24 protein-coding genes are annotated in these 26,030 nt (G+C 40.1%); 13 read left to right on the forward strand and 11 right to left on the reverse strand.

The genetic code is table 11. The features are described 5' to 3' along the window. Nucleotides 1-51 precede the first annotated feature (51 nt). Nucleotides 52-717, reverse strand: coding sequence for a metal-dependent transcriptional regulator (locus K7X70_RS20135; RefSeq protein WP_222538745.1), 666 nt, complete (start codon nucleotides 715-717; stop codon nucleotides 52-54). A 121-nt stretch (nucleotides 718-838) separates the two neighbouring features. Here K7X70_RS20135 and K7X70_RS20140 point away from each other — a divergent pair, with 121 nt between their 5' ends. Genes K7X70_RS20140 through K7X70_RS20150 form a run of 3 tightly spaced genes read left to right on the forward strand, consistent with a single transcriptional unit; the run spans nucleotide 839 to nucleotide 3,710 of the window. After that, complete coding sequence (locus K7X70_RS20140) at nucleotides 839-2,038, forward strand: di-heme oxidoredictase family protein (RefSeq protein ID WP_068402215.1); 1,200 nt, start codon at nucleotides 839-841, stop codon at nucleotides 2,036-2,038. 2 nt (nucleotides 2,039-2,040) lie between these two features. Beyond that, nucleotides 2,041-2,484 (forward strand): QcrA and Rieske domain-containing protein, encoded by a 444-nt coding sequence (locus tag K7X70_RS20145; RefSeq protein ID WP_068402217.1) that lies wholly within the window; start codon nucleotides 2,041-2,043, stop codon nucleotides 2,482-2,484. After that, nucleotides 2,481-3,710 (forward strand): hypothetical protein, encoded by a 1,230-nt coding sequence (locus tag K7X70_RS20150; RefSeq protein WP_068402219.1) that lies wholly within the window; start codon nucleotides 2,481-2,483, stop codon nucleotides 3,708-3,710. The genes K7X70_RS20145 and K7X70_RS20150 overlap by 4 nt, the downstream gene beginning before the upstream one ends. 224 nt (nucleotides 3,711-3,934) lie before the next feature. Here K7X70_RS20150 and K7X70_RS24505 read toward each other — a convergent pair whose 3' ends face one another. Then, nucleotides 3,935-4,150: a GDCCVxC domain-containing (seleno)protein gene (locus K7X70_RS24505; protein WP_073233006.1), complete on the reverse strand. Its 216-nt coding sequence runs from the start codon at nucleotides 4,148-4,150 to the stop codon at nucleotides 3,935-3,937. 271 nt (nucleotides 4,151-4,421) lie between these two features. On the opposite strand from K7X70_RS24505, the gene K7X70_RS24585 reads away from it, so the two are divergent. From K7X70_RS24585 to K7X70_RS20195, 10 genes are all read left to right on the forward strand, one after another. Beyond that, on the forward strand, nucleotides 4,422-4,739 hold the full coding sequence (locus K7X70_RS24585) for a DUF6660 family protein (protein ID WP_368388870.1): 318 nt from the start codon (nucleotides 4,422-4,424) through the stop codon (nucleotides 4,737-4,739). Between the two features lie 93 nt (nucleotides 4,740-4,832). Continuing rightward, a complete protein-coding gene (locus K7X70_RS20155) occupies nucleotides 4,833-9,206 on the forward strand; it encodes a CusA/CzcA family heavy metal efflux RND transporter (protein WP_068402223.1) in 4,374 nt (1,457 codons plus the stop codon). 10 nt (nucleotides 9,207-9,216) lie between these two features. After that, complete coding sequence (locus K7X70_RS20160; RefSeq protein WP_073233007.1) at nucleotides 9,217-10,494, forward strand: efflux RND transporter periplasmic adaptor subunit; 1,278 nt, start codon at nucleotides 9,217-9,219, stop codon at nucleotides 10,492-10,494. A gap of 94 nt (nucleotides 10,495-10,588) precedes the next feature. Beyond that, on the forward strand, nucleotides 10,589-12,547 hold the full coding sequence (locus tag K7X70_RS20165; protein WP_068402227.1) for an LTA synthase family protein: 1,959 nt from the start codon (nucleotides 10,589-10,591) through the stop codon (nucleotides 12,545-12,547). Between the two features lie 46 nt (nucleotides 12,548-12,593). After that, nucleotides 12,594-14,696 carry a heavy metal translocating P-type ATPase gene (locus K7X70_RS20170; RefSeq protein ID WP_084359278.1) on the forward strand — a complete coding sequence of 701 codons (2,103 nt, stop codon included), beginning with the start codon at nucleotides 12,594-12,596 and terminating at the stop codon, nucleotides 14,694-14,696. Nucleotides 14,697-14,832: 136 nt separating this feature from the next. Further along, nucleotides 14,833-15,492: a hypothetical protein gene (locus K7X70_RS20175; RefSeq protein WP_124558626.1), complete on the forward strand. Its 660-nt coding sequence runs from the start codon at nucleotides 14,833-14,835 to the stop codon at nucleotides 15,490-15,492. Continuing rightward, nucleotides 15,486-16,184 carry a DUF1345 domain-containing protein gene (locus tag K7X70_RS20180; RefSeq protein WP_073233008.1) on the forward strand — a complete coding sequence of 233 codons (699 nt, stop codon included), beginning with the start codon at nucleotides 15,486-15,488 and terminating at the stop codon, nucleotides 16,182-16,184. The genes K7X70_RS20175 and K7X70_RS20180 overlap by 7 nt, the downstream gene beginning before the upstream one ends. Before the next feature lie 31 nt (nucleotides 16,185-16,215). Then, nucleotides 16,216-16,392, forward strand: coding sequence for a DUF2188 domain-containing protein (locus K7X70_RS20185; protein WP_170123288.1), 177 nt, complete (start codon nucleotides 16,216-16,218; stop codon nucleotides 16,390-16,392). A gap of 3 nt (nucleotides 16,393-16,395) precedes the next feature. Next, nucleotides 16,396-16,878: an MgtC/SapB family protein gene (locus tag K7X70_RS20190; RefSeq protein WP_198163530.1), complete on the forward strand. Its 483-nt coding sequence runs from the start codon at nucleotides 16,396-16,398 to the stop codon at nucleotides 16,876-16,878. Between the two features lie 242 nt (nucleotides 16,879-17,120). Continuing rightward, nucleotides 17,121-17,915 carry a phosphatase PAP2 family protein gene (locus K7X70_RS20195; protein WP_068402233.1) on the forward strand — a complete coding sequence of 265 codons (795 nt, stop codon included), beginning with the start codon at nucleotides 17,121-17,123 and terminating at the stop codon, nucleotides 17,913-17,915. Between the two features lie 977 nt (nucleotides 17,916-18,892). Here the strand turns inward: K7X70_RS20195 and K7X70_RS20200 are convergent. From K7X70_RS20200 to K7X70_RS20240, 9 genes are all read right to left on the reverse strand, one after another. Then, the gene (locus K7X70_RS20200; RefSeq protein ID WP_068402237.1) at nucleotides 18,893-19,552 is read right to left on the reverse strand and encodes a hypothetical protein; all 660 of its coding nucleotides are present in this window, start codon (nucleotides 19,550-19,552) and stop codon (nucleotides 18,893-18,895) included. 147 nt (nucleotides 19,553-19,699) lie between these two features. After that, nucleotides 19,700-20,287 carry a hypothetical protein gene (locus K7X70_RS20205; RefSeq protein WP_124558627.1) on the reverse strand — a complete coding sequence of 196 codons (588 nt, stop codon included), beginning with the start codon at nucleotides 20,285-20,287 and terminating at the stop codon, nucleotides 19,700-19,702. 47 nt (nucleotides 20,288-20,334) lie between these two features. After that, nucleotides 20,335-21,141, reverse strand: a complete 807-nt coding sequence (locus K7X70_RS20210; RefSeq protein WP_073233010.1) for a DUF4099 domain-containing protein — start codon at nucleotides 21,139-21,141, stop codon at nucleotides 20,335-20,337. 28 nt (nucleotides 21,142-21,169) lie between these two features. Continuing rightward, nucleotides 21,170-22,396, reverse strand: coding sequence for an ArdC family protein (locus K7X70_RS20215; RefSeq protein WP_073233011.1), 1,227 nt, complete (start codon nucleotides 22,394-22,396; stop codon nucleotides 21,170-21,172). After that, complete coding sequence (locus tag K7X70_RS20220) at nucleotides 22,386-22,547, reverse strand: hypothetical protein (RefSeq protein WP_158673985.1); 162 nt, start codon at nucleotides 22,545-22,547, stop codon at nucleotides 22,386-22,388. Before K7X70_RS20220 ends, K7X70_RS20215 begins: the two co-directional genes overlap by 11 nt. A 6-nt stretch (nucleotides 22,548-22,553) precedes the next feature. Beyond that, nucleotides 22,554-22,940 carry a M23 family metallopeptidase gene (locus tag K7X70_RS20225; RefSeq protein WP_159441139.1) on the reverse strand — a complete coding sequence of 129 codons (387 nt, stop codon included), beginning with the start codon at nucleotides 22,938-22,940 and terminating at the stop codon, nucleotides 22,554-22,556. Nucleotides 22,941-23,056: 116 nt separating this feature from the next. After that, the gene (locus K7X70_RS20230) at nucleotides 23,057-23,515 is read right to left on the reverse strand and encodes a hypothetical protein (protein WP_222538746.1); all 459 of its coding nucleotides are present in this window, start codon (nucleotides 23,513-23,515) and stop codon (nucleotides 23,057-23,059) included. Then, complete coding sequence (locus K7X70_RS20235) at nucleotides 23,487-23,912, reverse strand: hypothetical protein (RefSeq protein ID WP_073233014.1); 426 nt, start codon at nucleotides 23,910-23,912, stop codon at nucleotides 23,487-23,489. Before K7X70_RS20235 ends, K7X70_RS20230 begins: the two co-directional genes overlap by 29 nt. Nucleotides 23,913-23,940: 28 nt before the next feature. Beyond that, nucleotides 23,941-25,980, reverse strand: a complete 2,040-nt coding sequence (locus K7X70_RS20240) for a TraM recognition domain-containing protein (protein ID WP_073233015.1) — start codon at nucleotides 25,978-25,980, stop codon at nucleotides 23,941-23,943. Nucleotides 25,981-26,030 lie beyond the last annotated feature (50 nt).

A 26,030-nucleotide genomic window follows, 5' to 3' on the forward strand; every position in this document is an offset into this window, starting at 1 on the left:
TCCATTGTATGTTTTTTTGCTTCAAACGAATTGCCCAACTGAGGTCTTTAATCATATATGCTTTAAGTTCTGCACCAATAGTTTTTCACAAGCAATTTCACTTAGAATTTCTGCTGTTCTTTCGTCGTAGCTAAGCTCCCTTGTTCCATCAAATGCTTCTATTAATTGAACAGTAAGTATGGTTCCTAGTTTTAAATTTTTACTGTTTAAAAACTTCAAAAAAACATCAGAAGAGTGAATAACACCAGATAATTGAATAGTTTCTCCAACTTTGCACTCACTTAATTTTCTTTGATCAGGAAAATCTATTTTTCCATTTTTATCAGGTATAGGCGCACCATGAGGATCAAATTTTGGGAAATCGAGGGCTTCATCCATTTTATCAAATAAGGCATTTGACTTTACATGCTCAACCTGTTCTGCTATCTCATGCACTTCATCCCAGCCAAACCCCATTTTTTCCACTAGATACATTTCAGTAAGACGGTGTTTTCGGATAATTGATGCAGCTTCTTTCTTTCCTGTCACCGTAAGGATTACTGGCTTATAGGTTATATACCGAACTAAATTTTTATCTGCTAGACCCTTCATCATGCTAGTCACAGTTGGCATCTTTATTCCTAAAAACTTACTCAATTCATTCACACCAGTCTCTCCGTTTTCATTAGCCAAAATGAAAAGCGCTTTTAGATAGTTTTCTTCTGTTTGGGAAATCATAGAACAAAGTTAAACATAAAACCTTTCCGAATCATCTAATAAAAAATCGAATAGTCGAATTAATTTTGTTAGTGATATCTAACTTTATATATTTGCATATTGAAATATTAAAATTAGACCAATGAAAAAATCTTTACTTGTTACATGTATTTTAGTTGGACTTGTCACAATTATACAATCCTGTTCTAAGCTGGAACCAGCTTCGCCTAAAGACGAGAACTTATTAGATGGGCCGGTTGAAGGGTTAAGTTATGAGGAAAGCCGAAGGTTTCTATCAGGAGATGTAGCATTTAATGACGAAATCTTTACTCCTGAAAAAGGCTTAGGGCCAGTTTTTGTAGCTACAAGTTGTGGAAGTTGCCATGCAGGGGATGGCAAGGGACATCCATTTACCACACTTACCCGTTTCGGACAAATTGACGAAACAGGTAACAAGTTTCTAAATCAGGGTGGCCCTCAATTACAGAATAGAGCTATACCTGGATATATGCCAGAACAAATACCCTTAGGAGCTACCTTTTCTAAATTCACACCTCCTGCTAATACTGGATTAGGTCTTTTAGAACTTGTTTCTGATGCAGACATTCTGGCAATGGCAGATCCAGACGACAATGACAACGATGGGATTTCCGGAGTTCCAAACTATGGTAACCTGCCGCAGTATATAATTCCCTTTGCTAATGCAATTCAAAAAGATGGAAAATATATCCATCGATTTGGTAAAAAGGCTGCTGCTTATAGTCTGTTACATCAAACTGTAAATGCATATAACCAAGATATAGGAATTACTTCAAGTTACGATCCGGTAGATGTTTATACTCATCTTACCATTGATCCAGAGATTTCGACCCAAACCGTAAATGATGTTGTGTTTTATTTGCAAACGCTTAAAGCCCCCATTCAACGTCAGCAAAATGACTCTGAAGTTAAAAATGGTCGGGTAATATTTGACAGGATAAATTGTTCAGGTTGTCATAAACCCACTTTAAAAACAGGCATATCCACTACAAAGGCACTGTCTAACAAAACTTTCCATCCTTATACTGATCTATTATTGCATGACATGGGAGCAGGACTTGATGATGCTTATACAGAAGGGACTGCAAAAACTTTTGAGTGGAGAACACCACCACTTTGGGGCTTAGGTCTTTCACCAAACTCTCAAGGCGGACAATATCACCTATTACATGACGGGAGAGCAAAAAGTATTGAAGAGGCTATAACCTTACATGGTGGCGAGGCTGCTAATGCAAGAAATGAATATATCCAGCTTTCAGCGGCTGATAAAAATGCACTCATCAAATTTTTAAAGTCACTGTAGCCATGAAAAGAAAAGATTTTATAAAAAACTGTGGTTATGCTTGTTTAGCAGGGCTGGGAATTCCAACCCTGCTAGAAAGTTGTAGTTCTTTACAGATTTTATCAGGAGAAATTGCTGATGATAATTTGGTTGTCCCTATATCAGATTTTATAATCAAGTCTAATAAAAAACAATTTAAGAAATATATCATTGTGACCAATGATCTGCTAAAATTTCCTATATGCATATACCGCTTTAATGAAAACACGTATTCCGCTTTATGGATGGAATGCACTCACTTAGGAGCAGAATTACAAGTATTTGGAGACAAACTGCAATGTCCCGCCCACGGTAGTGAATTTAACAACAAAGGAATAATGCAAAATGGCCCGGCTGATACCAACCTGCGAACATTTGCAATCGTTATCGAAACGAATCAACTAAAAATCTCCCTTAAAGCGATATGAAAAAAGTAATTACTACACTCACAATTATATTAATTGGATACTACATAGCAGAAGCTCAAATTGACCCGAAACTTCTTAAAAGATCAACATTAGACACAGCTAAACAATCCTTAAATATGGATGCCGTTTACGAACGACCATTCATCACTGTGGGGAAATTACCAGTTTCTTTAGGGGGGTATATGGAAGCAAACTGGCAACATTCAGGTACAGATGGTGTTTCCGAGGGACATCAATTTCAGTTTAGAAGAATGACGCTATTTGTTGCTTCCACTATTAGCAAACGCATTAAATTTTTATCTGAAATTGAATTTGAACCAGCCGAAAAGGAAATTGCAATAGAATTTGCCGCCCTCGATCTTGAGCTTCATCCCCTATTGAATTTAAGAGGTGGAATGATTATGAACCCAATAGGTGCCTTCAATCAAAACCATGATGGGCCAAAATGGGAATTTACGGATCGTCCGATTGCGATGACACAAATGTTACCTGCAACATGGAGTAACGCCGGATTTGGCATTTATGGAAAACACTATAATACAAATTGGATGTTTGGTTATGAAATTTATGCATCCAGTGGGTTTGATAATTCGATTATTGCCAACAAAGAGAATAAGACCTTTTTACCAGCTGCAAAAGAGAATACTGAAAGGTTTGAAGAAATGGCCAGCGGTCAACCGCTATTGACAGGAAAAATTGCAGTCCGACATAATAAAATAGGAGAAATCGGATTATCCTATATGGGCGGGATATATAACAAATGGCTAGATGACGGGATTGTAATAGACGACAAAAGAAGGTTAAATATATTTGCTATTGATTTTAACACCACTTTGCCTAACCTTAACACTTTTATTACCGCAGAATGGGCATGGATCAATATAGATGTTCCCACAACATATTCGCAACAATTTGGTAATAAACAACAAGGAGGATATGCCGACATTGTACAGCCAATATTAAAAAGAGAAATTCTGGGTTGGCAAAATGCCACCATCAATCTTGCCTGCCGCTTTGAATATGTTGATTGGAATGTTGGAAAATTCAAAGAAACAGACGAAAATATTGGTGATGAATTATGGAGCATAATGCCTGGGATTAGCTTTAGACCAAGACCACAAACCGTTCTAAGGGCTAATTACAGAATTCAAAGTCAAAAGGATTTGTTAGGCAACCCACCAACCAAAACTGCCGCAATACAATTTGGAGTATCAACTTATTTTTAATTGGAACTTTGAAAATGAAATAGCCAAAATCAATTTACATTATTTAACAGGGCGAAGTACGCATACGCGCCAAAAACCATACTTGAATCGAAATGGTATAGAAGAATAAAAAAATAATGTCTAAGAAAGTAATTGACATTTTTAAATTCTTCTTTTTGTCCCCACGATTTGACTTCGCCGCCATGTTGTTTTTTCCTACGAGTTTGTTACACCTCTACAGAATTTCAGCAACACGATTTGTTTTCTTGTATTGGGGGACATGGAACTGTCCCATAGCTACAGAACACACAGCAGTCTCCATCTTGAGGTTTTAATCTTGTCTTGCATTTTTCGCATTCATAGAAGTACTGGCAAGAATCTGTCGGCATTATCTCCATTTTTTGATGTTGGCAAACAGGGCAAGTTATGGTAGATTCTAGTATTATTGCTTTAGTTGTCATTGGTTGATTTATTTATGATTTTATAACCTGTTTCTTTCTCTACTGCCTCTTCCAATTGTGCTAAAGAAATCTGCGTAGAATCAAATTTTACAACAGCTTGTCCTTCCCCATAAGCAATGCTTTTGGAGTTCCTAGCAAATAATATCCGGATCTCTTCAATACGTCTTCAAATTACACGATTTATCCTACCTTCAACAATAGATGCAAAAATTTTATTTTTCTCTTGTAATACTGAATTATATTTTTATACATTTGGAAAAAATATTTTTTTGTGAAAATAGTTAACTGGCTTATTGTTATTATCATCCTTGTCATGAATTTCGTGCCTTGTAAGGATATGAACAATTCCAGAGCTACTGTAACAAATAGAATTTCTAAAACTATAGCAGACGACGGCCATTCAAAATCTGATCTTGATTCCTGTTCTCCATTTTGTTCTTGCTCCTGCTGCAATACACCTATACCAATCAATCAAGTTGTGCATATAAAAACCATATCCTTAATATTGAAAAAGGAATATGTTGATTTATATTCGGCCAATGCAGCTTCCGTTTCTCTTTCCATTTGGCAACCGCCTCAATTAAGTTAGTTAAATCATCATGTTATTGCTTGCGGTTCATTTCTCATGAAGTGTTGTCGACTATGCATTAATTAGTTTTTTATCTAACATAATTTTAATTCGATGCTGAAAAAAATCATTCAGTTTTCTATACAGAACAAGCTTGTTATTGGACTGTTTACCCTTGCATTAATTGCCTGGGGTATTTATTCCCTTAAACAGCTTCCTATAGATGCAGTACCTGATATTACAAACAATCAGGTGCAAGTTATTACTTTAAGCCCTTCACTGGCCAGCCAGGAAATAGAACGCTTAATATCCTATCCGGTAGAACAGTCCATGTCTACTATTCCTGAAATACAGCAGGTTCGTTCCATATCAAGGTTCGGATTATCCGTAGTGACCATTGTGTTCCACGATGACGTAGATATTTACTGGGCACGTCAACAGGTTAATGAAAAGTTAGCTGAGGCTAAAAATAATATTCCCGGCGGTTTGGGAAACCCTGAGATCTCACCTATATCGACTGGTCTTGGTGAGATATATCAATACGTGATCCATGCCAAGCCGGGATTTGAGAAAAAATATACTGCACTTGAACTTAGAAGCATTCAGGACTGGATTGTAAGAAAGCAACTTTTAGGCACACCCGGCATTGCAGAGGTGAACAGCTTCGGCGGCTTATTAAAACAATATGAAATTGCGCTGGATCCTGATAAGTTAAGAAGCTTTAACTTAAGTATTAATGACGTCTTCACTTCATTAGAACAGAATAATCAAAACACGGGTGGCGCTTATATTGATAAAAAACCTAATGCATACTTCATCCGAAGTGAAGGATTCGTAGGCAGTATCTCTGATATTAACAAGATCGTAGTTAAAAATAGTCCAAGTGGTATACCAGTACTAATCAGGGATATTGCAAACGTCCAGATTGGCAATTCTATTCGTTATGGGGCACTTACCCGTGCTACACCTGAGGCACAAGGAGAAGCGGTTGGTGGTATCGTAATGATGCTTAAAGGCGCCAATGCAAATAACGTAGTAAAACAAGTTAAGCTCAAAATAGAGAGGATCAGCAAAACACTTCCTGAAGGGGTGGTCGTAGAACCATTCCTTGACCGGAGCGCTTTGGTAGATAGAGCAATGGGCACAGTCGCTAAGAACCTGATTGAAGGTGCGTTAATTGTAATCTTTGTATTGGTACTGTTCCTTGGAAACTTCCGGGCCGGACTGGTCGTTGCCTCAGTGATTCCGCTGGCGATGCTGTTTGCCATTTCCATGATGAACCTGTTCGGGGTATCAGGAAACCTAATGAGCCTGGGTGCAATTGACTTTGGTCTGATCGTTGATGGAGCCGTAATTATTGTAGAGGCCACGATGCACCACCTAGGCATGCGTAAAGCAGGCAGAATGACTCAGGAGGAAATGGACAAAGAAGTATATGAATCTGCTGTAAAAATCAGGTCTGCTGCTGCTTTTGGGGAGATCATCATTTTGATCGTTTACCTCCCTATCCTTGCATTGGTAGGTATTGAAGGTAAAATGTTTGGCCCGATGGCCCAAACGGTTTCCTTTGCAATCCTGGGTGCATTTTTACTCTCTATGACGTATGTCCCTATGGTATCTGCATTATTTTTGAGCAAAAACCCAACCCACAAAAGAAACTTTTCTGATCGTATGATGGATTTCTTCCACAAATACTATCACCCAATGATCAAAGGTGCATTAAAACGCAGAATGGCTGTGACGATTACCTCTATCGCATTATTGGTTGTCAGTCTATTCGTCTTTAGCCGAATGGGTGGAGAATTTATCCCAAATCTGGAGGAAGGTGATTTTGCAGTTGAGACCAGATTACTAACAGGAAGTTCCCTATCCCAGACGATTGATAAAGTGAACCAGGCATCAGCCATTCTAGTGAAAAAGTTTCCGGAAGTAAAAGAAGTGGTTGGCAAGATTGGCGCTGCTGAGATTCCTACGGATCCGATGCCGATGGAGGCTTGTGACTTGACCATCATCCTAAAAGACAAAAAGGAATGGACAAGTGCTAAGACCCGCGAAGAACTAACTGAAATGATGAGTGACGCCCTCAAAGAGGTGGCGGGTGTGAGTTTTGGCTTCTCCCAGCCCATTCAGTTACGCTCCAATGAACTTATATCTGGTGTCAGACAGGACATTGGTATTAAAATATTTGGTGATGACTTGACTGCATTAACGGATTTTTCTAAAAAAATCGGGAGCATTGTTTCTTCGGTCGAAGGTGCCAAAGACTTATACCTGGAGCAAGCCGAAGGTCTTCCCCAGATAGTAGTTAAAATAAACAGAGATCGAATTGCACAATACGGATTAAGTGTAGAGACTGTGAACCAGGCTTTAAATGCAGCATTTGCCGGACAATCAGCGGGGCTGGTTTACGAGGGAGAACAGCGTTACGACATGGTAGTTCGCCTGTCTCAGGAAAACCGTCAGGGTATTGATGACGTTAAGAATGTATTTGTTACTGCACCAAATGGCAATCAGGTACCATTGGAGCAACTTGCTGATGTAGAGTTTAAAATTGGCCCGAACCAGATCCAGCGTGAGGACACCAAGCGACGTATTATTGTCGGTTTAAATGTACGCGGTCGCGATATTGCCAGTGTGGTTGAGGAAATACAGACTAAAATAGAGCAGCAGGTTAAGTTGCCGGCCGGTTATTATATTACCTATGGCGGTCAGTTTGAAAATCTTAGAGAAGCAACCAAAAGATTATCAGTAGCAGTACCCGTAGCTTTGTTACTCATCCTGTTGTTATTGTATTTTTCTTTTGGTTCTATTAAACAGTCCTTGCTGATCTTTTCTGCCATCCCAATGGCCGCTATCGGTGGCATCTTCGCTCTACTGCTAAGAGGCATGCCGTTCAGTATTTCGGCGGGTGTTGGTTTTATTGCACTTTTTGGGGTTGCTGTACTTAACGGGATCGTGCTGATCACTGAATTTAACAGGCTCAAAAAAATAGGAAAATATACCTTGAACGAAATTGTACTGAAAGGAACAGAGCTGAGGTTAAGGCCAGTACTAATGACTGCCACTGTGGCTTCCCTTGGATTCCTGCCAATGGCCATTTCAACAGCCGCAGGTGCGGAAGTACAAAAGCCTCTTGCCACAGTTGTGATTGGCGGTCTGCTTACCTCAACAATTTTAACCCTTATTGTATTACCCGTGTTATATACTTATTTTGAAAGCTGGAAGGGCAAAACAAAGTCTATTCCTGCGACTGCAATTGCAATCATCATCAGTTGCCTGTTGTTCTTTAGCCCAACTGCAAAAGCGCAGATACCTGGACAAACTTTAACCATGACCCAGGCGATTGAAACGGCCATTAAAAACAACCAGGCAGTAAAATCTTCAGGATTGCAGATTAACCAGCAACAGGCCTTAAGAGGAAGTTCAACTGACCTGGGCAAAACAAGTTTCGATATCCAATATGGCCAGTTTAACAGCATACGAAAAGACAATAATTTCAGTGTATCCCAAAGTATCCCAAACCCTGGGGTATTCAAAAACCAGAGAGGTCTATACGATGCCCGAATCAAAAGTGCCGAAATTAATCTGGCTGTTACCCAAAAAGAACTGAGTTATCAAGTGAAAAGTGCATATACGCAACTGGCATACTTTGTTGCATTACAGGACTTATATAAAAGCCAGGATTCTGTATACAGTAATTTTGCAAAGGCAGCATCATTGCGCTACAAAGCAGGTGAAACCAATTTATTGGAAAGTACCACTGCCGAAACCCAATATAATGAAGTGTTAAACCAGATGAGTAAGAACCGATCTGATATTCTCGCCTACACAGCTGAGCTGCAAAGACTGCTCAATTCACAGGATATTATTGAAATTGCGAAAGACCAGTTTAAGCAAGACGAATACAATAACTTGGCATTAGACAGTGCAATTTCAGCTAATCCTCTGCTTGCGTTGCAAAAACAGCAGATTGTTGTCGCAGATAAGGCTCTTGCATTAGAAAAAGCACGTTCAGGCCCTGATTTTACCGTCGGTTATTTTAACCAGTCAATTATCGGAACGCAGAATGTCAACGGAAATGACCAGTATTTTAGTGGCAGTAAAAGGTTTCAAGGCGTTCAGGCCGGCATTTCCCTTCCAATTTTCTTTAAACCTTTTTCATCACGTATCAAAGCAGCAAGAATAGAAAAGCAAGTTGCGGAAAGCCAATTTAACTTATTTGAAACTAATCTTCAAGGGCAGTATAAACAGGCATATCAGGATTTACAGAAAAACGCAAGAAGTATTGACTATTACAAAAAGAGTGCTTTACCCAATGTGAATCTAATTCTAAAGCAATCACAAATCGCTTTTCAAAATGGTGAAATTGGTTATGTAGAATACTTGCAGGCCTTACGTACTTATTCAGAGATCCGGTTTAATTACCTGCAGGCCATCAATCAATACAATCAATCAGTTTACACACTTCAATACCTTATGGGTATATAATCAATAAGAAATGAAAAAGACAATTCATAATATCACACGTATCACTTCAGTACTGCTCTTGGCTATTTTAATCGCCTCTTGTGGTGGAAATAAGAAGGAAACTGAGGCAACAGCAGCCCCGGCAGAAGAAGCCCATGAGGAAAATGAGAATTCAGTGGAGATTACCCAATCACAATATAAAGCAATTGGTGTGACCTTAGGCTCACCTGAATTGAAGTCATTAAGCGGACTTTTAAAAGTTAATGGTTACATCGATGTTCCACCGCAGAATTTAGTAAGTATCACCACCCAAATGGGCGGCATAGTAAGGTCAACACCACTTTTGCAAGGCAGTAGCGTTAGCAAAGGACAAGTGATAGCTGTGCTTCAAAACCAGGAATATGTACAGCTTCAGCAAGATTATCTGGAAAGCAAAAGCCAGCTGGAATTAGCCGATTCGGAGTACAAACGTCAGCAGACGCTTGCAAGTCAGAATGTAAATTCACAAAAAACCCTGCAACAGGCAAAATCCCAGTATCAGATCATCCAGGCCAGAGAAAATGCATTAAAGCAACGCCTACGCCTGATCAACATCAATCCCGGCAGCTTGTCTCCTACGAATATCAGAAGTGAGATAAATATCTACGCACCAATCAGCGGTTATGTGACCAAGGTAAATGTGAATAGCGGGAAATTCATAAACCCTAATGATGTCATGTTTGAAATTGTAGACAATTCAAACCTGCACGTTGAGTTAAAGGTCTTTGAAAAAGATGTGGACAAAGTGAAACCGGGACAAGGCGTAAGATTTATCTTAGCGAATGATCCCGATACCATTCAACAGCGGGCCGTAGTTCAGCTGGTAGGAAAGGAAATTGCAACAGACAAAACCGTTACTGTACACGCAATTGCCAAAGGAAGCAAAAATTTTATTCCGGGTACTTATTTAAAAGCTTATATCGAGGCCGGTACCACCCAAGCTATGGCCTTACCACTCAGTGCTGTAGTTGATTTCCAGAATAAAAAATACATTTTCATTGCAAAAGCGGCAGGAAAAGAGGCCGGCCATGCAAAAGAAAAAAATGAAACGGGACATAAGCATGATCCAAAGGAATCAGAGCATGAAAAAGAAGCTGAAGGAGAATCCTTTCACTTTGAGATTCTGGAAGTTACTACTGGAACCAGTGATGGCGGATATATACAGTTGGAATTGCCAAAAGGTATGGATCTTAAAGGAAAGGTTGTTTTAACGGGAGCTTACGATCTGCTATCGAAATTGAAAAATAGCGAAGAACATGAGGGGCATTAGAAAATACTCAAAAAGAACTAAGTAAATAGAATGAAATTATGTGCAGCAAATCTGCGCACATAATTTCTATGTACCCTAATTTAAAAAATGGCTTATGACTTTTAACCCGTTGAAAAGCCGGTATGCGGTACTTTATGCGTTTGCGGTGTTTTTCATAACCGCATCGATATCGCTACGTATTGCTTTTATTTATGTCTCGCTTAAAGATACCGAATTGACTTTAAAAAGCGCCTTAAGTATATTTACGAAAGGTTTGATTTTTGACTTTGGAGTAGTTTTATATTTTGGCCTCTTGTATGCAATTTATCTATTATTACTGCCTCAGAAGTTAAACCGCTCATCTTTTAATAAGGTTGTCAGTTATATAATTGTCTTTTTAATGATCTTAATCTCTGTGTTCTCCTTTTTTGCGGAGTTCACCTTTTGGGGAGAGTTTGAAAGTAGGTTTAATTTTATTGCTGTTGACTATCTGATCTATACGCATGAGGTTGTTAATAATATCAATGAATCTTACCCTTTGCCCTACCTAATTTCTGGTGTAGTTGCCATTACTATTGCAGTTATGGTTCTACTGATCAGGACCAACAATTTTAGTGACAGTTTCAAATCCAACACAAGGTTCAAATGGCGACTTATCCATTCGCTGATCATGGGTTTATTGATTGCTGTTTACGCATTGTACATAAACAATAGCTGGGCGGAAAAAAGTGAAAACCGATATCAGAATGAACTATCTAAGGCGGGAATTTATTCCTTCTTTTCGGCTTTCAAAAACAATGAACTCAATTATGAACAGTTTTATTCACTATTGAGTAATGAGCAGGCTTTTGCCATTACCCGGAGTTTACTTAAGGAGTCAGGCTCCAGATATACAGGTAACTTACAGTCGATTAGAAAAAACATCAAACCGTTAGGCGGTGAACAACAATTACCTAATGTAATCATGGTTGTACTGGAAAGCTTTAGCGCAGATTTTATGGGGAAATTTGGGAATGAACGGAAAATTACCCCAGTATTGGATTCTCTGGCAGATCATAGCTTATTCTTTACGAATATGTATGCCACCGGCACAAGGACAGTACGGGGAATGGAGGCATTAACACTGGCTGTACCCCCAACCCCCGGAAACAGTATAGTCCGGAGGGAAAAGAATAAACAATTGAGCACTATTGGCAGCATTTTCAGAACCAAAGGCTATCAAACAACGTTCTTTTATGGAGGCGACGGTTATTTCGATAACATGAACCAATATTTTGGCAGTAATGGGTTTGACATTGTGGACAGGGGCAGGAAACTCGCCATTGGTGATGATTACAAAACAAGAAGAACGATGATACCCGACAACGAGGTCAATTTTGAAAATGCCTGGGGAATCTGCGATCAAGATTTATTTGGTGCAGTACTTAAGGATGCCGATGCAAAATTTACGGCTAAGCAGTCATTTTACAATTTTGTAATGACCACCTCCAACCATAGGCCGTTCACTTATCCTGAAAGAAAAATTGACATTCCCTCTGGTTCTGGCAGAGACGGCGCGGTAAAATACACTGATTTTGCAATTGGTCAATTTCTAAAACAGGCCAAATCAAAGCCATGGTTCTCCAATACCATATTTATTTTTATAGCGGACCATTGTGCAAGTAGTGCCGGTAAGAACGAGATCGATGTAGCGAAATATCATATCCCCGCATTAGTCTATAATATACCGAATAGTAGGCCAACTCGTATAGATAAGATCTGTTCGCAGATAGACCTTTATCCCACTTTATTTTCCTTACTGAACTGGTCATACATCAATAATAATTATGGCAAAAATGTACTGGACAGTACTTATGTTCCCAGGACAATGATTGCCACTTATCAGAAGTTGGGTTTTATGAAGAATGACAGTTTGGTCATTTTAAGTCCTCGCAGGAAAGTTGAATCCGCTTTTTACAACAGATCAACAAACGAACAAAGGAAGGAAAAAGTTTCTCAGCAACTGATCAATGAGGCGATTGCCTATTACCAGACAGCCTATTATTTATATAGTAAAGGAGGGCTAAAAGAGTAACCTCTCGGCCGCTCAAAGTTTCAACACTAACATCAATCCCATAGTTATGAAAACAGACAAAAAAAATGGAAATCAACCAAAAACCCTACCTGTGAAAAACGGGGCTAAATCAGCGAGCACCAAAGTCGGGGCCGTTGGTAAATCGGATAGTCATGTCGAAGAAAAAGGGCATGAACACAGCGGAGTTTTCGGAAAAAATACAGAGCTGATATTTTCATTGATTTGCGGAACTGCTCTGGGAGCGGGCTTCGGATTATCTTATGTGGCAGGTATGCCTGAACTGGTCAGTCTTATCCTTTATATAATTGCCTATTTCTTTGGGGGCTTCTTTACGGCCAAGGAAGCAATTCAAACCATAATGAAAGGCGGGTTTGAGATTGATTTCCTGATGCTGGTTGCTGCAATCGGGGCTGCCATATTGGGTTCATGGATGGAAGGTGCCCTGTTGCTATTCCTTTTCAGTTTGGGACATGCACTGGAACATTACGCAATGAGTAAAGCACGTAAATCCATTGAGGCGCTGACCAGCCTAGCTCCCCCAACTGCATTGGTGGTTAGGGATGGCAGCCAACAGGAAATTCGTATTGAAGAATTGGTTTTAGGGGATCTCATTGTCATCAAACCCAACAGTAAAATACCGGCGGATGGTGTGGTTATCAAAGGCGAAGGAAGCGTAAATCAGGCACCGATAACCGGGGAAAGTGTACCGGTCGACAAATCGCCTGTTCCTGATCCAAATAAAGATTACACCAATGAAAAAAGCATTAAACCCCAATACCGTGTGTTTGCAGGTACCATAAACGGGGCAGCTGTTCTGGAAGTTAAGGTGATCAAAGAAGCCAAAGATTCAACCATTTCCCGTCTGGTAAAAATGGTCAATGAGGCGGAGAAACAAAAATCTCCAACTCAGTTGTTTACAGATAAATTCGAAAAGTACTTCGTGCCAGTTGTACTGGTACTGGTGGCAGCGCTATGTTTTGCTTTCCTGGTGATCGACGAACCATTTAGCAAAAGCTTTTACCGGGCGATGGCTGTATTGGTGGCCGCTAGTCCTTGTGCGCTTGCCATTTCCACTCCAAGTGCGGTATTAAGCGGTGTCGCCCGTGCTGCCAGAGGTGGGGTTTTGATTAAAGGCGGAAGACCACTAGAAGACCTGGGATCTCTGAATGCTATTGCTTTTGATAAAACCGGCACGCTGACTGAAGGAAAACCTCAGTTAACCAACGTGATCCCGTTAAACGGGATTTCTGAGGAGGATTTACTGGTCGTAGCCATTGCAGTAGAGAAACTAAGTGACCATCCCCTTGCAGAGGCTATCGTCAAAGGAGGTCTTGAAAAACTTAAAAAGCAATCTATTCCAGAGGCCAGTAAAGTGAAAGGCATCACAGGACGGGGCGTACAAGCGGAAGTTGGCGGTAAAAAGATACTCATTGGAAATAAGGCATTGTTTGAAAAAGACAATGTACCAGCGGAGATCATCAAACAAGTGGAAGACCTGGAAAAGGGTGGTCACACCTCTATGCTGGTCAAACAGGATAAGGATTTCATAGGTATTCTATCTCTGATGGATGTACCCCGTAAAGAGGCTAAAAATGTGCTGAAAGAACTTTCTGCGTTAGGTATTAAAAAAATGATCATGCTGACAGGGGATAACCAGCAGGTGGCTGAAGCTGTTGCTAAACAGATCGGCATCACTGATGCGATGGGTAACCTCATGCCAGAGGATAAAGTTAAAGCTGTCCAAAAACTGGATAAATCGGAAAAAATGGTGGCTATGGTTGGTGATGGTGTTAATGATGCTCCGGCAATGGCCAAGAGTACGGTAGGTATTGCTATGGGAGCTGCCGGATCTGATGTCGCTTTAGAAACCGCAGATATTGCCCTAATGGGAGACAAGCTGGAAAGTCTGCCTTTTGCAATAGGCTTAAGCCGCAAGGCAAAGGGTATCATTAAGCAAAACCTTTGGATTAGTCTGGGTGTAGTGGCAGTTTTGATACCGCTTACGATTCTGGGGGTGACCTCTATCGGGCCCGCAGTGATGGCACATGAAGGTTCCACCTTAGTCGTCGTTGGGAATGCACTTCGCCTCCTTGCCTATAAAAACAACCAAAAACAAACCATTAAGTCTGGAAGAAAGAAGAAAGCTTAAAGACAATATCATTCCCTAAAGCCTTATGGCTGGCCATCGTTTTCCGTGCATACGACGGTGGCCAATTGGGAATAACGGATCTATTCTAGCAAACGCTACAAAGATGAAGAATCCAAAAGTTTAACCTGATTATCCAATGAGAATACTAGATACCTATTTTCCCGTTATGGTGACGGTTACGGTTTTTTCTGCCCTGCTTATTGGATTTATCCTTGCAGACCATCACATTTTAAGCGACATCGTAGAAGTTGACGAAACCATTCTTTTTTGGGCAAACGACAACCATAACCAATTTATTGCTAAGCTCATGCTACAATCAGGAAACTTCTATTTATTAATTCTCTTTTATGGTTTCCTGGTATTAATGACACTTTTTTATGATAAGATGAAATTTATGCAGGTACTAGTTTTTATCGGGTTGTATGTTGTGGTTTGCAATGGAATGATCTTCACGGTCAACTTATTGTTTGCACACCTGCGTCCATTATATATGGAAACTATGGCTGGTTCCATGCAAGTAAAAGCCGTCGGGATTGGCAAACAGTTTGGTTGTCTTCCTATGTCTTCAAGCTTAGCGGGAATTGCCTATTTCAGCTGTCTTTATTTCAAGAAACATTACTGGCCGCTCAAAGCAATGGTTGTCGCCTGGGCAATTATCAACTTGTATACTAATTTACATAGTGGTTGGAACTACCCACACGAAATCCTCATTGGGGTAGTAATCAGTCTCGTTATTGCCCATTTTACTTTTAAATTATACCTCTATTATTTAAGAAGGGGAAAATTAACATGGTAGACCGTCTAAGAAAAATAGCCAATTACATCAACCAAGTGGATGCACATCACAAGTTGTATACTTCAATAGGAGTTTCAGTTCTGTTTTTTGTAGCTACTACAGGTAAATTTAAAGATCCGATTCATTACATGCTGACTTGGCTAGCGTATGTTATGAGTACATTAATATTGGCATGGATCACCATTCTAAGCTCCCATCCTGCCGATGTAAAGCATGAGGCTCATGCTCAGGATTCCAGCCGGACAGTGATTTTTTTCTTTGTAATCGCAGCGGCATTCGCCAGTCTATTGGCTGTGCTTTTACTCTTGGAAAATGCCTCATCCCAAACCGAAAAGGAATTTTCCGGAACCGCTATAATCCCTCTTGCTTGCGTTGCAGGCTCTTGGTGGCTCCTACACACCGTATTTACATTGCGCTACGCCCATCTTTATTATTGCGATTTGGACCATCATAAGGGAGGAAAAAACATAAAACCGGAAGGCTTAATATTTCCAGATGAAGAAGAACCCGACTATATGGATTTCACTTACTTCTCTTTTGTTATTGGAATGACCTTTCAGGTTTCAGATGTGCAGATTACTTCTAGAAAAATAAGACGGCTGGCCTGGATGCACGGCATTTTAGCTTTTGCCTTTAACACGTTTATTGTCGCATTAACAATTAATATTATCGCAGGCATTACACAGAAATAAATCAAAATTTTAATACTAAAAAGAAATATTTATGACGTGGACATTAGAAAACTTTCCGCTCGAAATGCAGGATCTGAAACCAATTATAAGGGAAAAAGCGATTGAGATCGCTAACAAGCTAAAACAGGAAAGAACGGTTAATGAACTGGCCATTGTTGAGGAAGCTATAAAACAAGCTGAGGAATGGTTTTTAAATCTTGAGGGATAACCTATGGATTTAATTGGAAAAATGGACTTGGAAAATGAATTAAGCATTGCTTTACGACTTTTGATCGCCCTTCTTCTTGGTGCATGGATTGGATTCGACCGGGAAAAACACGGAGGTAGTGCCGGCATAAGGACCTATGCTGCTGTTTGTTTGGGTGCAACCTTATTTACAGCCATTGGACAGCATTTAAATGATACGGCTGCTGTCTCCAGGATAATAGCTAATGTAATTGTTGGCATTGGCTTTTTGGGTGCAGGAATTATTTATAAAAATGATAAAAGGAACCAGTCTCAGGGGTTGACCACCGCTGCTACAATTTGGTGTACAGCCGCGATCGGTGTTGCAGTTGGGTTGAATATGCTCATTATCGCATTTGCCTCATCGGCGGCGATTTTCTTTTTATTAATCCTTCACCATCAGCAATGGTATTTAAAGTGGAAGAAGAAAATGCAGGAATATCATAAGAATGAAGACTTAGACGATTGAGGGATGAAGTCGAATGCACATAAAAATAAACTGGATAAATCGGTGAAAAACACAATAAATATGCCTAGACCTTCACTTAAACCTAAAACAAAAAAGAAAAAAAAGACTATTAGGCCAGGGCTTTATTCGATGATTTTTTTCTGGATACTGGCAGTTTTACTCGGAGCTGCTATTATCATGAAAATGATCCATTTTTTTAACACCCATTGGTAGTCGTAAAATCAGATCAAATAATTTAAAAAATGAAAAACCACATTACATATACTATTTCAATCCTTTTGATGTTTTGGACTACAAGTTTATTCAGTCAATCTCCTCCGGTAGTTTTCAAATCGATATCTGATACATCAGGTAAAAAGAAAGCAGATCAACAACAAAATTTTAAAAACCCTGTTCGTGTATCGTCAATCATCATTCCTTCAGTTGCGCTAGCTTATGGATTTGTAAAGCTGGGAAACAATGCGCTGACAAATTTGGACGTTGAGGCAAAACATGAATTTTACAGCGAACATCCCCACAAGCAATTTATAGTCGACAACTACCTTCAATTTGCACCTGGGGCAGCAGTGTTTGCACTTAATGGATTAGGCCTTAAAGGTAAAAATAGCCTCTTAGATCAAAGCGGGGTTTATTTATTGTCCAATATCATCTTAAATGCAACTACCCAAAGCCTTAAGGGGATCACCGCTGTCACTAGGCCAGATGGAACTCCGAGAGCATTTCCCTCCGGCCACGCAGCGGAGGCATTTGCCTCGGCTGAATTTCTTCGCAGAGAATATGGTGACCAATCGGTCTGGTACACGATCTCAGGCTATACCGCAGCTGCAACAGTAGGGATTTTGAGAATGTACAACAATAGGCACTGGTTTAGTGATGTGGTGGCGGGAGCTGGACTTGGTGTACTGTCAACCCAGGCCTCGTACTGGTTATACCCCAAAATCAAAAGAATATTCTCCAACAAACCTAAAAATAATGCACTAATTATGCCGACTTACAGATCAGGTACTTTCGGACTCGGGATGGTGAAAACATTTTAATCAATTAGGTGATATGCCATGTCAATCTAAACTCGGTGTCATTAGACAAGTTCCTCCAAAATTGAAAGGAGGTAAAGCACCTAAAAAACGTGAACAAAAGAAAAGAAAAAAATATGCGATCACTTTAATGGATATTATATTTTATTTTTTCTTTATACTGATCATGTCGGTCGTTGTCTTTGGTGCCTATGCGCATATTTCAATTTATTACTTGAAATAGATGATCAGTGATATATAAAATTAGCAGTCTGCAAATTAATATTTCGTGGTTTAAAGGAAAAGCCATTCCGAACTCACAGGTTATCGTTGAAAGGAAATCCGTATCGTCTTGAGCCAACTTTGGAACTCGTCCCTCCCTTGCTTCAAAGCAAACTTTTTTTCCGTAATTATTTAATCCTGTTACATCAATTCCATGTTGAAGAGTAGCTTAGAAAGCTCAATGTGTGCTTGAAAAAAAACGGCTTCTATATAATTTCCTAATTTTTTATTTTGTCCATGTATGAAGTTAGAAGAAAAAGCCATCGAGATAACTTTGCAATCTCCTAGATCTGTATGAATATGTACCTGATCTATATCCAACCCCTAAGCGATAGCACAAAACATAAGAAAGAAAGCAGCTTAAAAAGGCTGCTTTTATCACTTTTTATCTCTAAAGAAGGTATTTAAAACTTTCAGGATCACTAAAAGTAGAAAAAGCAGAAAATGCATTAAAAATAAAATAAGGCCGTTTATCACTTTCAATGGTATGACCCCTCTTTCTTTTTTATATTTGCAGTATTGATTTACAAGGTAATCAAGTGCAGTAAGCACCATTACTAAATCGCTACCGATAAAGTTTCCCACTCTTGTAAACTACTCTTTATTAGCTACTTTTGGTTATAATAATCTTTTTACACAAAAAAGAAGGCTAGATAGCCTCCTTAAAACTTTATCTTTATGCGATGGTGAACGTCGGTATAATTGAATTCCAGTTTGTCCTAAAGCGACCTGCCTTGTGACTTGTTGTGTTCGTTTGTATTTTCCGCTGAATTTATACCATGTTGCCCAATATCCTGAACCAATGGTTTTACATATTGGTCTGCGAAAAGTCCAGCGTTTTTTAAAATGCTTTCAGGGATGTTCGTATTTAAGATCTTAACCCCATCCTTTAGCTCTTTGAATATGTTTTTTGCGATGGTGTTGGTTACGCTCTCGGGGCCTTTGGGATGAGACAACACTTGTTTAAGTGGCACACTGTAGGTTTGGACGCTCCATGAATTATCATTGGGTTTGCCAAATACAATACCTTTTTCCATATCCTTTGCCACCTTCTTCTGGATTTTTTCCAACTCTTTTTTACCTAAGTAATCATTAAGTAGGTCATCAATGTGGTGTTCAAGTGTCATAGGTATAGAAAATGCCTCCATATAATCATCTTTAGGATAATGTTTATCAGGAAGTGCTTTCGCATATTGCTCTGCCTGATGTATAAGTTCTCGTCCCTCTTTATTATCTCCATCGTAATAGGTCGGGCCTCCACGACCATCGTTTTTTGCGGTTCCTACACGTTTGCCTTCGATGTATAGACTCGCCTGGAAAGCAAGTGTTTCTTCGCTAAAGGATTCGTAGTACTTGATATTTTTTAGTTCAATGTTCATAGTGCTGTTGTTTTAAGATTCTCTTTATTTGGTATCGATTTTATTAGGTTAAATTTTAAGCACGGCAATAGAGCCTGGTCCGTAGGAACCAGGCTCTATTGCTGTTAGTTATCTGCTTTTAAGATTCTTACACGTAGTACTTAGTGGTTAAATCAGATTAAACTGTTCGCGAAAAGAACAGTAGCCGTTTTTAGGTTTGTGGGTGCGTATACCTGAGCGTATGCCAACAACTTTTTCAAAACGGTTTAGTGAAAAAGAAGTGGCAGGGATATTGAATTTGCGTTTGCGATAAGTAATCTGTATTAGATCGTCGGTGACCTTGAAAAAAGCGTCTTTCCCCGACTTCCACAATGCGACTTTACAATCTGTGACCCTGCCTGTAAGTTCGGCATCAAATAGCGTATGCACCTTTGCGTTGACAAAGTGTTGTTTCAGAAAAGATATTTGATCCGCACTGGCCAACAACCCTAAAGAAGCAAATGCAACACTGCCTGGAATCTTTAGCCAATCTGGTCGTTTTTGGCAGAAACAAAGAATATCAGTTGCTGAATGGCTTAAAAACAAATGCCTGACCTGTGCGGGTAATCCCTCATACACCAACCACATTCCAGTAGAAACAGGTACAAGGTGCCTCTCGTCCGACCAAAATTCTATCGCTGTATCCCGTTGATTATCCTGATAGGTAAAAAGGATAGTGCCATCCTGAACAGTTATGCGGCTCACAAAAAAAGCCAATGTCTCCGGGTTAATAGAAAGTGGGCACGGATCGGCTAACAAACCCATTAGCGAGATGAGGTGCGCCCGTATCCTCGACTATATTGTGAACCTGTTTCATAGTCTTTATGCTCGCCCACGGTCATTTCCTTTTCTCTTTTAGGTTTTCCTACCATACTATCAGCTAGGGCCTGATTATAACCTTTGGTGTATTCTTCTTTTTGGCCGTCCTTATTCCCGGCAAGGTTGCGAATACCACGGAGCAGTAAATAAGAAATACCGCCGTCCATTAATACCGAAAGTATCAATGCCTTTCTGTCTGACCTGATCCCCTTGCTGTCGGTCGCGCTGTGCTGGATGCGAGTGCCTTCGTCCAATTCTATTACATCTCCGCGTTGAAATGCTTTCTGCTGTTCCTCTGACATCACTTGCCCGTTGATTTTTATAGGAGCTTCAACCTGCTCAGGATGGTAGGAGACAAATTCTCTGGTTTGCTTGTCGTATTCGATAATCAGCATCGCCAGTTTTTTATCGGCCTGCTCATAAACTTTCTGTATCGATTGTAGTTTACCGTCCAGAAGTACCCTGGCTTCTTCCTCGCTGAGCAATGGATGTGGTTTGACCTCCTTATAGATGGGGTGCAGGTTCAGCGTGACGGTGCCATCAGGGTTGCGATTAAGGGATAGTTTGGCATCCAGTTGTCGGATTTCAAAACCATCCATCTTCAAATGAAACATGCTGCGCATGTCTGTTCTTCGTCCCGCTAGCAATGCGTCGACATCTTCATTGCTTAGATTCAACTTACCTTCCTGGTAAAGTCCTAGCTTTTCGAGTTCTTTAATAGGCAACTCATTTTCCTTGATAAATGTTTCCATAATTAACAGATTGAAATTTTGTGATGATTTAGCGTCTTGCCACAATAGCAATTGCTGTGTCAGCTTCCTGAGAAATGGAAGTATCAGTCCCATCAATTGTGCGGGTTTTGTCCTGAGATTGCTGTTTTACCTGAAGCAAAGAACCATACAGCATATCATTTTTAGAAAGCACAAAGTTGTGTCCTGAGTTCAAGTCCTCCATGCGTAGACGACCCTGTTTCAGATGACCATTTACTTTGTAAATTGTATTGTTATAAGCAATTTCGTCACCTGATGACAGATATTTAGAGTTTGTCTGATTTCTTGATCCCTTCGACTCCGGTATATTTTGCAACTCAGTTTTAACTTCCCTTTTTTGTTCTAAACCTGTGAGGTAATTGAGAATTTTCTCAGCGTCAGTAGCAGCGGCATGTATTTCAAAGGGTGTGTCCTGCAAGACCTTAATCCAACTATCCACATAAGCGGTGTGCTGTCTGGGGTCATGTCCGATCCGCAATTCCTGACCGATCAGCAGAGAAGCGATTTCTGCACGTAATTCCTCACGGGCATATGCTTCGGAGCCAAACTGATTCATTATACTACGGTCCAATCTGTCCTTATGTCCAGTCCAATGGCCCAGTTCATGAAGAGCCGTTGCATAATACTTGTCTGGAGCATCAAACTGCTCTTTCAGCGGCATAGTAATCTGATCCTTGAACGGGCTGTAAAATGCATCGTCTCCGGCCCGATGGATAATATCGGCGCCAGAACTCGCAATCAGTTTTTCTGCTCGTTCTAATGGCTTCCAACCTAACTCTTGGATGTCTGGTTTTTGTAGGATGGGAATCCCATTTACCTGCGCAGCATTGAATACCCAGGCGGTGGTAATGATTGGGCGATCCAGTTTTATAGAAATCTTGATGGGTTTACCATCATCGTTCAACATAGGTTTACCACTTTCATCCCTTTTGGCCACTAAATCAGTTGTTTTAACAAACTGGATTAGAGAAGCCTTTTCACCTTTCTTGACACTCCACTGGTTGGCGGATGCCTGGTTAAAGGTTATCCATCGAGGATCTTCGTAACCGTTAAGCAACAAGGAAAAGGTATTAATACCTTTATAGCGGTTTCCAGTGACGGCATTGTAAGGGAGCTCAAAAGATGGAAGATCATCGCTGTTCCAAGGTTTTTGCCAGGGAGCAGTTCCGGCTTTCAGCTGTTCAATGAGTTTTTCGGCCACCTGTATGTGCATGGCCTTAATCTTATCATTCGCCATCTTCTCCTACCTCCTGAGGGGCATCTTCTTCTGGCAGTTCGTCTGCATAGTCTACGCCATAAATGGCCGCTTCTGCGGCTGTAAGGCCAATAGCCTGGCCAGCTGCAAGTGTATTTAATTTATCTTGCAGGGTTCTTAAATGTTGTTCCATAAGTAATTAATTGATGGTTTGGCCTAGCTGTTCGGGCAGTAACAGTGACCTTAAAAAATGTAATGGGTTGATGTATTTATCCTTAAACCTGATGCTGAAATGCAGGTGTTCTCCGGTCACCCGGCCTGTTGTTCCGGTGACACCTATGACCTGACCTGCTGTTGCAGGCTCACCTGGTATGACCAAGATCTGGGAAAGGTGTCCGTAAATACTTTGAAAGTCTCCATGAGAAATTCTCACATATTTGCCCAGGATTGGATTAAAACCTGTATCCGTTACAGTTCCGTCCAAAATATTTAGTACCGGATCACAACGGGCAGCAAAGTCAACGCCTCTATGCAGGTCATACTTATTAGTCACCGGATGTACGCGGTATCCAAAACCAGAGGTCACACGTAAATTTATTAACGGTAAGCTACTACGATATTGGTCATTAATTTGTGCTATAGCTACAGCTGAATGAGTCAGTAAAAAATGGACAACGACATGCAACACGAATATTCGAGGGTTCATCGGCTACGAGAAGATTGAATTTCGATTTCATCTGCTAGCCCACATTTGATGAAATCCTCCAAGGTAACAAGGGAATTTTTGCCAACTTCCTCAAAGCCGATGGCCCACCGAAGTGCTTCTTCAATTGCTCCTGTTTGTCCAATATTTTGCAGTCTGTAAATATCCAGTAGTATCCTTACATCTTTGGGGTCTAGTTCGAGCAATTTTGTCTGTATAGTTGCCAAAACCATTTCTTTTGGTTGTAAGGAAAGTAGGGCGTTAGTACTATAAACCCCAATATTATTGTAAGGAAATTGTACATGCACTTCATCATTTTTGAGGTTGATTTGAGCAATTAACCCGACCTGACCTTGCATACGCATTGGATCATCAGTTAATGGATGTACCATTACTGATTTGTTCAAAAGTTCTTCCATTTCTAAATTATTACCGCCTGTGAATTGGACGTTGTTCAACTTCAACCTGATTATTGTTGACTAAGCCCAATTTATCTTGAAGTAAATTCTGGCTATGGGCTCTAACTGCATTATTTGTAGTTGACATTTCAAGAGCAGTTTTGTGGTTTATTGGAAAGATTGACTGTGCCTTCAAACTGATTTCTAAAAGCGTTTTAAAATCTTCCTTTGACAGTTTTTGAAAATTTGAAATTGCATTTGTGCTTATTTCATCAGATTTTTTCAAGACAAATAAGGCATTACTGCTATATAGTGCCTGTTGTCCTTTTTCAAAGCTTATGTAAACATTGTCTCCCTCAATATCTATATCTGTTATCATACCAATCTGACCCTGCTTGCCTGCCGGGTCGTTTAGTAATGGATGCACCTGCGCATAAGTGCCAAGAAGTTGTTCCATAAAATATAGTTGTTAGGTGATTAATTTGTTATTTGTTAAAGGTTTGCTTCATTATTCCTTTAGGCTGAGGTACACCAACTGATGTCTGAGCAATTCTGAACTGTTTTACAACCTGCTGCACTTCCTCATTAATCTTTTGAAAGTTCTGCCGGAGTATTTCCTCTTTTCTGCCTTTGAAATCGTAATAGATTGGCAAGGACCGATAGCTTTGTTCTTCTTTTTTGATAGACTCTACATCCAGATTTACCCGACAGTTTACTGCCGAGGGCTGGTATTTCCCTGTATAGGTTTCAACGGCATCTGACGCGATCAAACCCACCATTTCGCCAGCTCGGAGGTTCGCAATCTTGCCAGCAGGAATCAGCGGTTCAAGTTTTTCACTCAGGGAAACAGAGACTTTCGTCCGGTCGATACTCAGACTTTCACCTTCCTGTTTTACCTTGCCAAATAGTCGTTCCAACCAATCTAACGTATCCTTGTTCTGTACAGATCCAGATAGCACATTACCGACCACAGAAGTGATAGTAGCAGCAGTTTCTTTACCATATTGCTGCTGAAATTGTTGAAGGCTTTGGATTCCGAGTACAGACGCAACCAAATTGCTTCTTGCTTGACTTAAAACCTGCTCAATTCGAAAAATATAGAGACTTGGGGCCTCATCTATGACAAGTCCAACGGGTAAATTGCCTTTAGTGTTTACCAGTTTAGTTACCCTATTTAGCACAAGGGAATAGCAGGCTGAATTAGTACTTTGTGTCAAAGGATCGTTGGCGAGCACCAAAATTGACGGGTTTTTAGGATCACTTATTTTTAGCTCGAAATCATCCCCGCTGAATACCCAAAAAGTTTCTTTTGTAGCCAATCTGCTGATAAAGATTTTAAGGGTACCTACTTGTCCTTCTAACTGATCGAAAGCTTTGGCCTGATAAGCACTTTTAAATGGGGAAAGTAGTGGTACCAGTTCCGGTTCAGAAAAAAGTGCGCTGAAAATGTCATCATAGGAAAGGTTTAAAAAAGAAAGCACATGCGGAGGGCTTGAATACCGACCATCTTCGTAGCTGCTGAAAAAATAAATGCATGCGGCCAGAAAATTGATAGCGGATTGTGTAAAGAACTGGTCACTGCCCCCCGAACGGTCACCTTTTTTCATGGCCTCAACTAAGGCTTCTGCTGTTTCAGAGGCATCGGCAAGAGTATTGAGGTATTGCCTTTTCCAGGGGTTTACTCGTTCGCTTTTTTCAACTTCATTTAGATTGATAACGTGGAATTTATAATCAAGGCATTTCCCTTTTTGTTTTGCCAATAAATAATGGTGATAGGCAACCTTGGCCAAGTCAGGATATTTTATATCATAAATGCATAAAGTGAAAGATTTGGCGATGAATTGCTTTATTATTGGAATAATAACTGAAAAAGTTTTACCCCCACCGGGAACTGATATTAAAAGCAGGCTTCTGAATAAATTTGCCAGCGGAATGAATCCTTTATGTACCTTCTTTTTATAATAGAATAACATAGGTATATTCACCGAATACGGTGTCTCAATCGGTTTGACGGGTTGCATAAAGGATTCCCCCTCAATGTTCCATTTATCTTTACCAAGTTTTGAACTGATGATCTTCGATACATTATCCATAGCGATATGGATCAGTAAGGTTCCGAAAATTGCGGTGACGATGTACAGCAGATCAGACCAGCCAGCACCCATCCAAATGGCCGGTGTATGTTTTCCCTGAAACAAGATTCCCGAAAAGAAAACGATAAGACCAGCTACAAGTGGATAAACAATATGATTTTTGGGATTGAGGTCTTTGTTTTTTCTGCTGAGCGTACCTACTGAAACCAGGCAAATCAACAGTAGAGTAAATAGTTTGCTGTAAATGAGCTGGTGGTAAAATGGTAATCTGGCAAGCCTGATTACAAAAAAGCGTAGGTTAAATTTGTCCGTATAATCCTGTGTTAAAAATTTACTGGCGTAAAAAAACAGGAAAACTTCGATCAAGACGGACAAATAGATACCAAATTGCAGGAACTTGTAAAGGCTCTGCTGTTCCTTGGTTTCTTCCATATATCAAGTTTTGCTTTTAATGGATAAAGGGAGCTCAATGGAGACTCCCA

It is taken from the genome of Pedobacter polysacchareus (genome assembly GCF_019802255.1).
GTDB classification, from domain to species: domain Bacteria; phylum Bacteroidota; class Bacteroidia; order Sphingobacteriales; family Sphingobacteriaceae; genus Pedobacter; species Pedobacter polysacchareus.

Bases quoted from the DNA above. Each gene is read 5' to 3' on its own strand.
- K7X70_RS20135 (WP_222538745.1), bottom strand. From the start codon at position 717: ATGATTTCCCAAACAGAAGAAAACTATCTAAAAGCGCTTTTCATTTTG.
- K7X70_RS20140 (WP_068402215.1), top strand. From the start codon at position 839: ATGAAAAAATCTTTACTTGTTACATGTATTTTAGTTGGACTTGTCACA.
- K7X70_RS20145 (WP_068402217.1), top strand. From the start codon at position 2,041: ATGAAAAGAAAAGATTTTATAAAAAACTGTGGTTATGCTTGTTTAGCA.
- K7X70_RS20150 (WP_068402219.1), top strand. From the start codon at position 2,481: ATGAAAAAAGTAATTACTACACTCACAATTATATTAATTGGATACTAC.
- K7X70_RS24505 (WP_073233006.1), bottom strand. From the start codon at position 4,150: ATGACAACTAAAGCAATAATACTAGAATCTACCATAACTTGCCCTGTT.
- K7X70_RS20155 (WP_068402223.1), top strand. From the start codon at position 4,833: ATGCTGAAAAAAATCATTCAGTTTTCTATACAGAACAAGCTTGTTATT.
- K7X70_RS20160 (WP_073233007.1), top strand. From the start codon at position 9,217: ATGAAAAAGACAATTCATAATATCACACGTATCACTTCAGTACTGCTC.
- K7X70_RS20165 (WP_068402227.1), top strand. From the start codon at position 10,589: ATGACTTTTAACCCGTTGAAAAGCCGGTATGCGGTACTTTATGCGTTT.
- K7X70_RS20170 (WP_084359278.1), top strand. From the start codon at position 12,594: ATGAAAACAGACAAAAAAAATGGAAATCAACCAAAAACCCTACCTGTG.
- K7X70_RS20175 (WP_124558626.1), top strand. From the start codon at position 14,833: ATGAGAATACTAGATACCTATTTTCCCGTTATGGTGACGGTTACGGTT.
- K7X70_RS20180 (WP_073233008.1), top strand. From the start codon at position 15,486: ATGGTAGACCGTCTAAGAAAAATAGCCAATTACATCAACCAAGTGGAT.
- K7X70_RS20185 (WP_170123288.1), top strand. From the start codon at position 16,216: ATGACGTGGACATTAGAAAACTTTCCGCTCGAAATGCAGGATCTGAAA.
- K7X70_RS20190 (WP_198163530.1), top strand. From the start codon at position 16,396: ATGGATTTAATTGGAAAAATGGACTTGGAAAATGAATTAAGCATTGCT.
- K7X70_RS20195 (WP_068402233.1), top strand. From the start codon at position 17,121: ATGAAAAACCACATTACATATACTATTTCAATCCTTTTGATGTTTTGG.
- K7X70_RS20200 (WP_068402237.1), bottom strand. From the start codon at position 19,552: ATGAACATTGAACTAAAAAATATCAAGTACTACGAATCCTTTAGCGAA.
- K7X70_RS20210 (WP_073233010.1), bottom strand. From the start codon at position 21,141: ATGGAAACATTTATCAAGGAAAATGAGTTGCCTATTAAAGAACTCGAA.
- K7X70_RS20215 (WP_073233011.1), bottom strand. From the start codon at position 22,396: ATGGCGAATGATAAGATTAAGGCCATGCACATACAGGTGGCCGAAAAA.
- K7X70_RS20220 (WP_158673985.1), bottom strand. From the start codon at position 22,547: ATGGAACAACATTTAAGAACCCTGCAAGATAAATTAAATACACTTGCA.
- K7X70_RS20235 (WP_073233014.1), bottom strand. From the start codon at position 23,912: ATGGAACAACTTCTTGGCACTTATGCGCAGGTGCATCCATTACTAAAC.
- K7X70_RS20240 (WP_073233015.1), bottom strand. From the start codon at position 25,980: ATGGAAGAAACCAAGGAACAGCAGAGCCTTTACAAGTTCCTGCAATTT.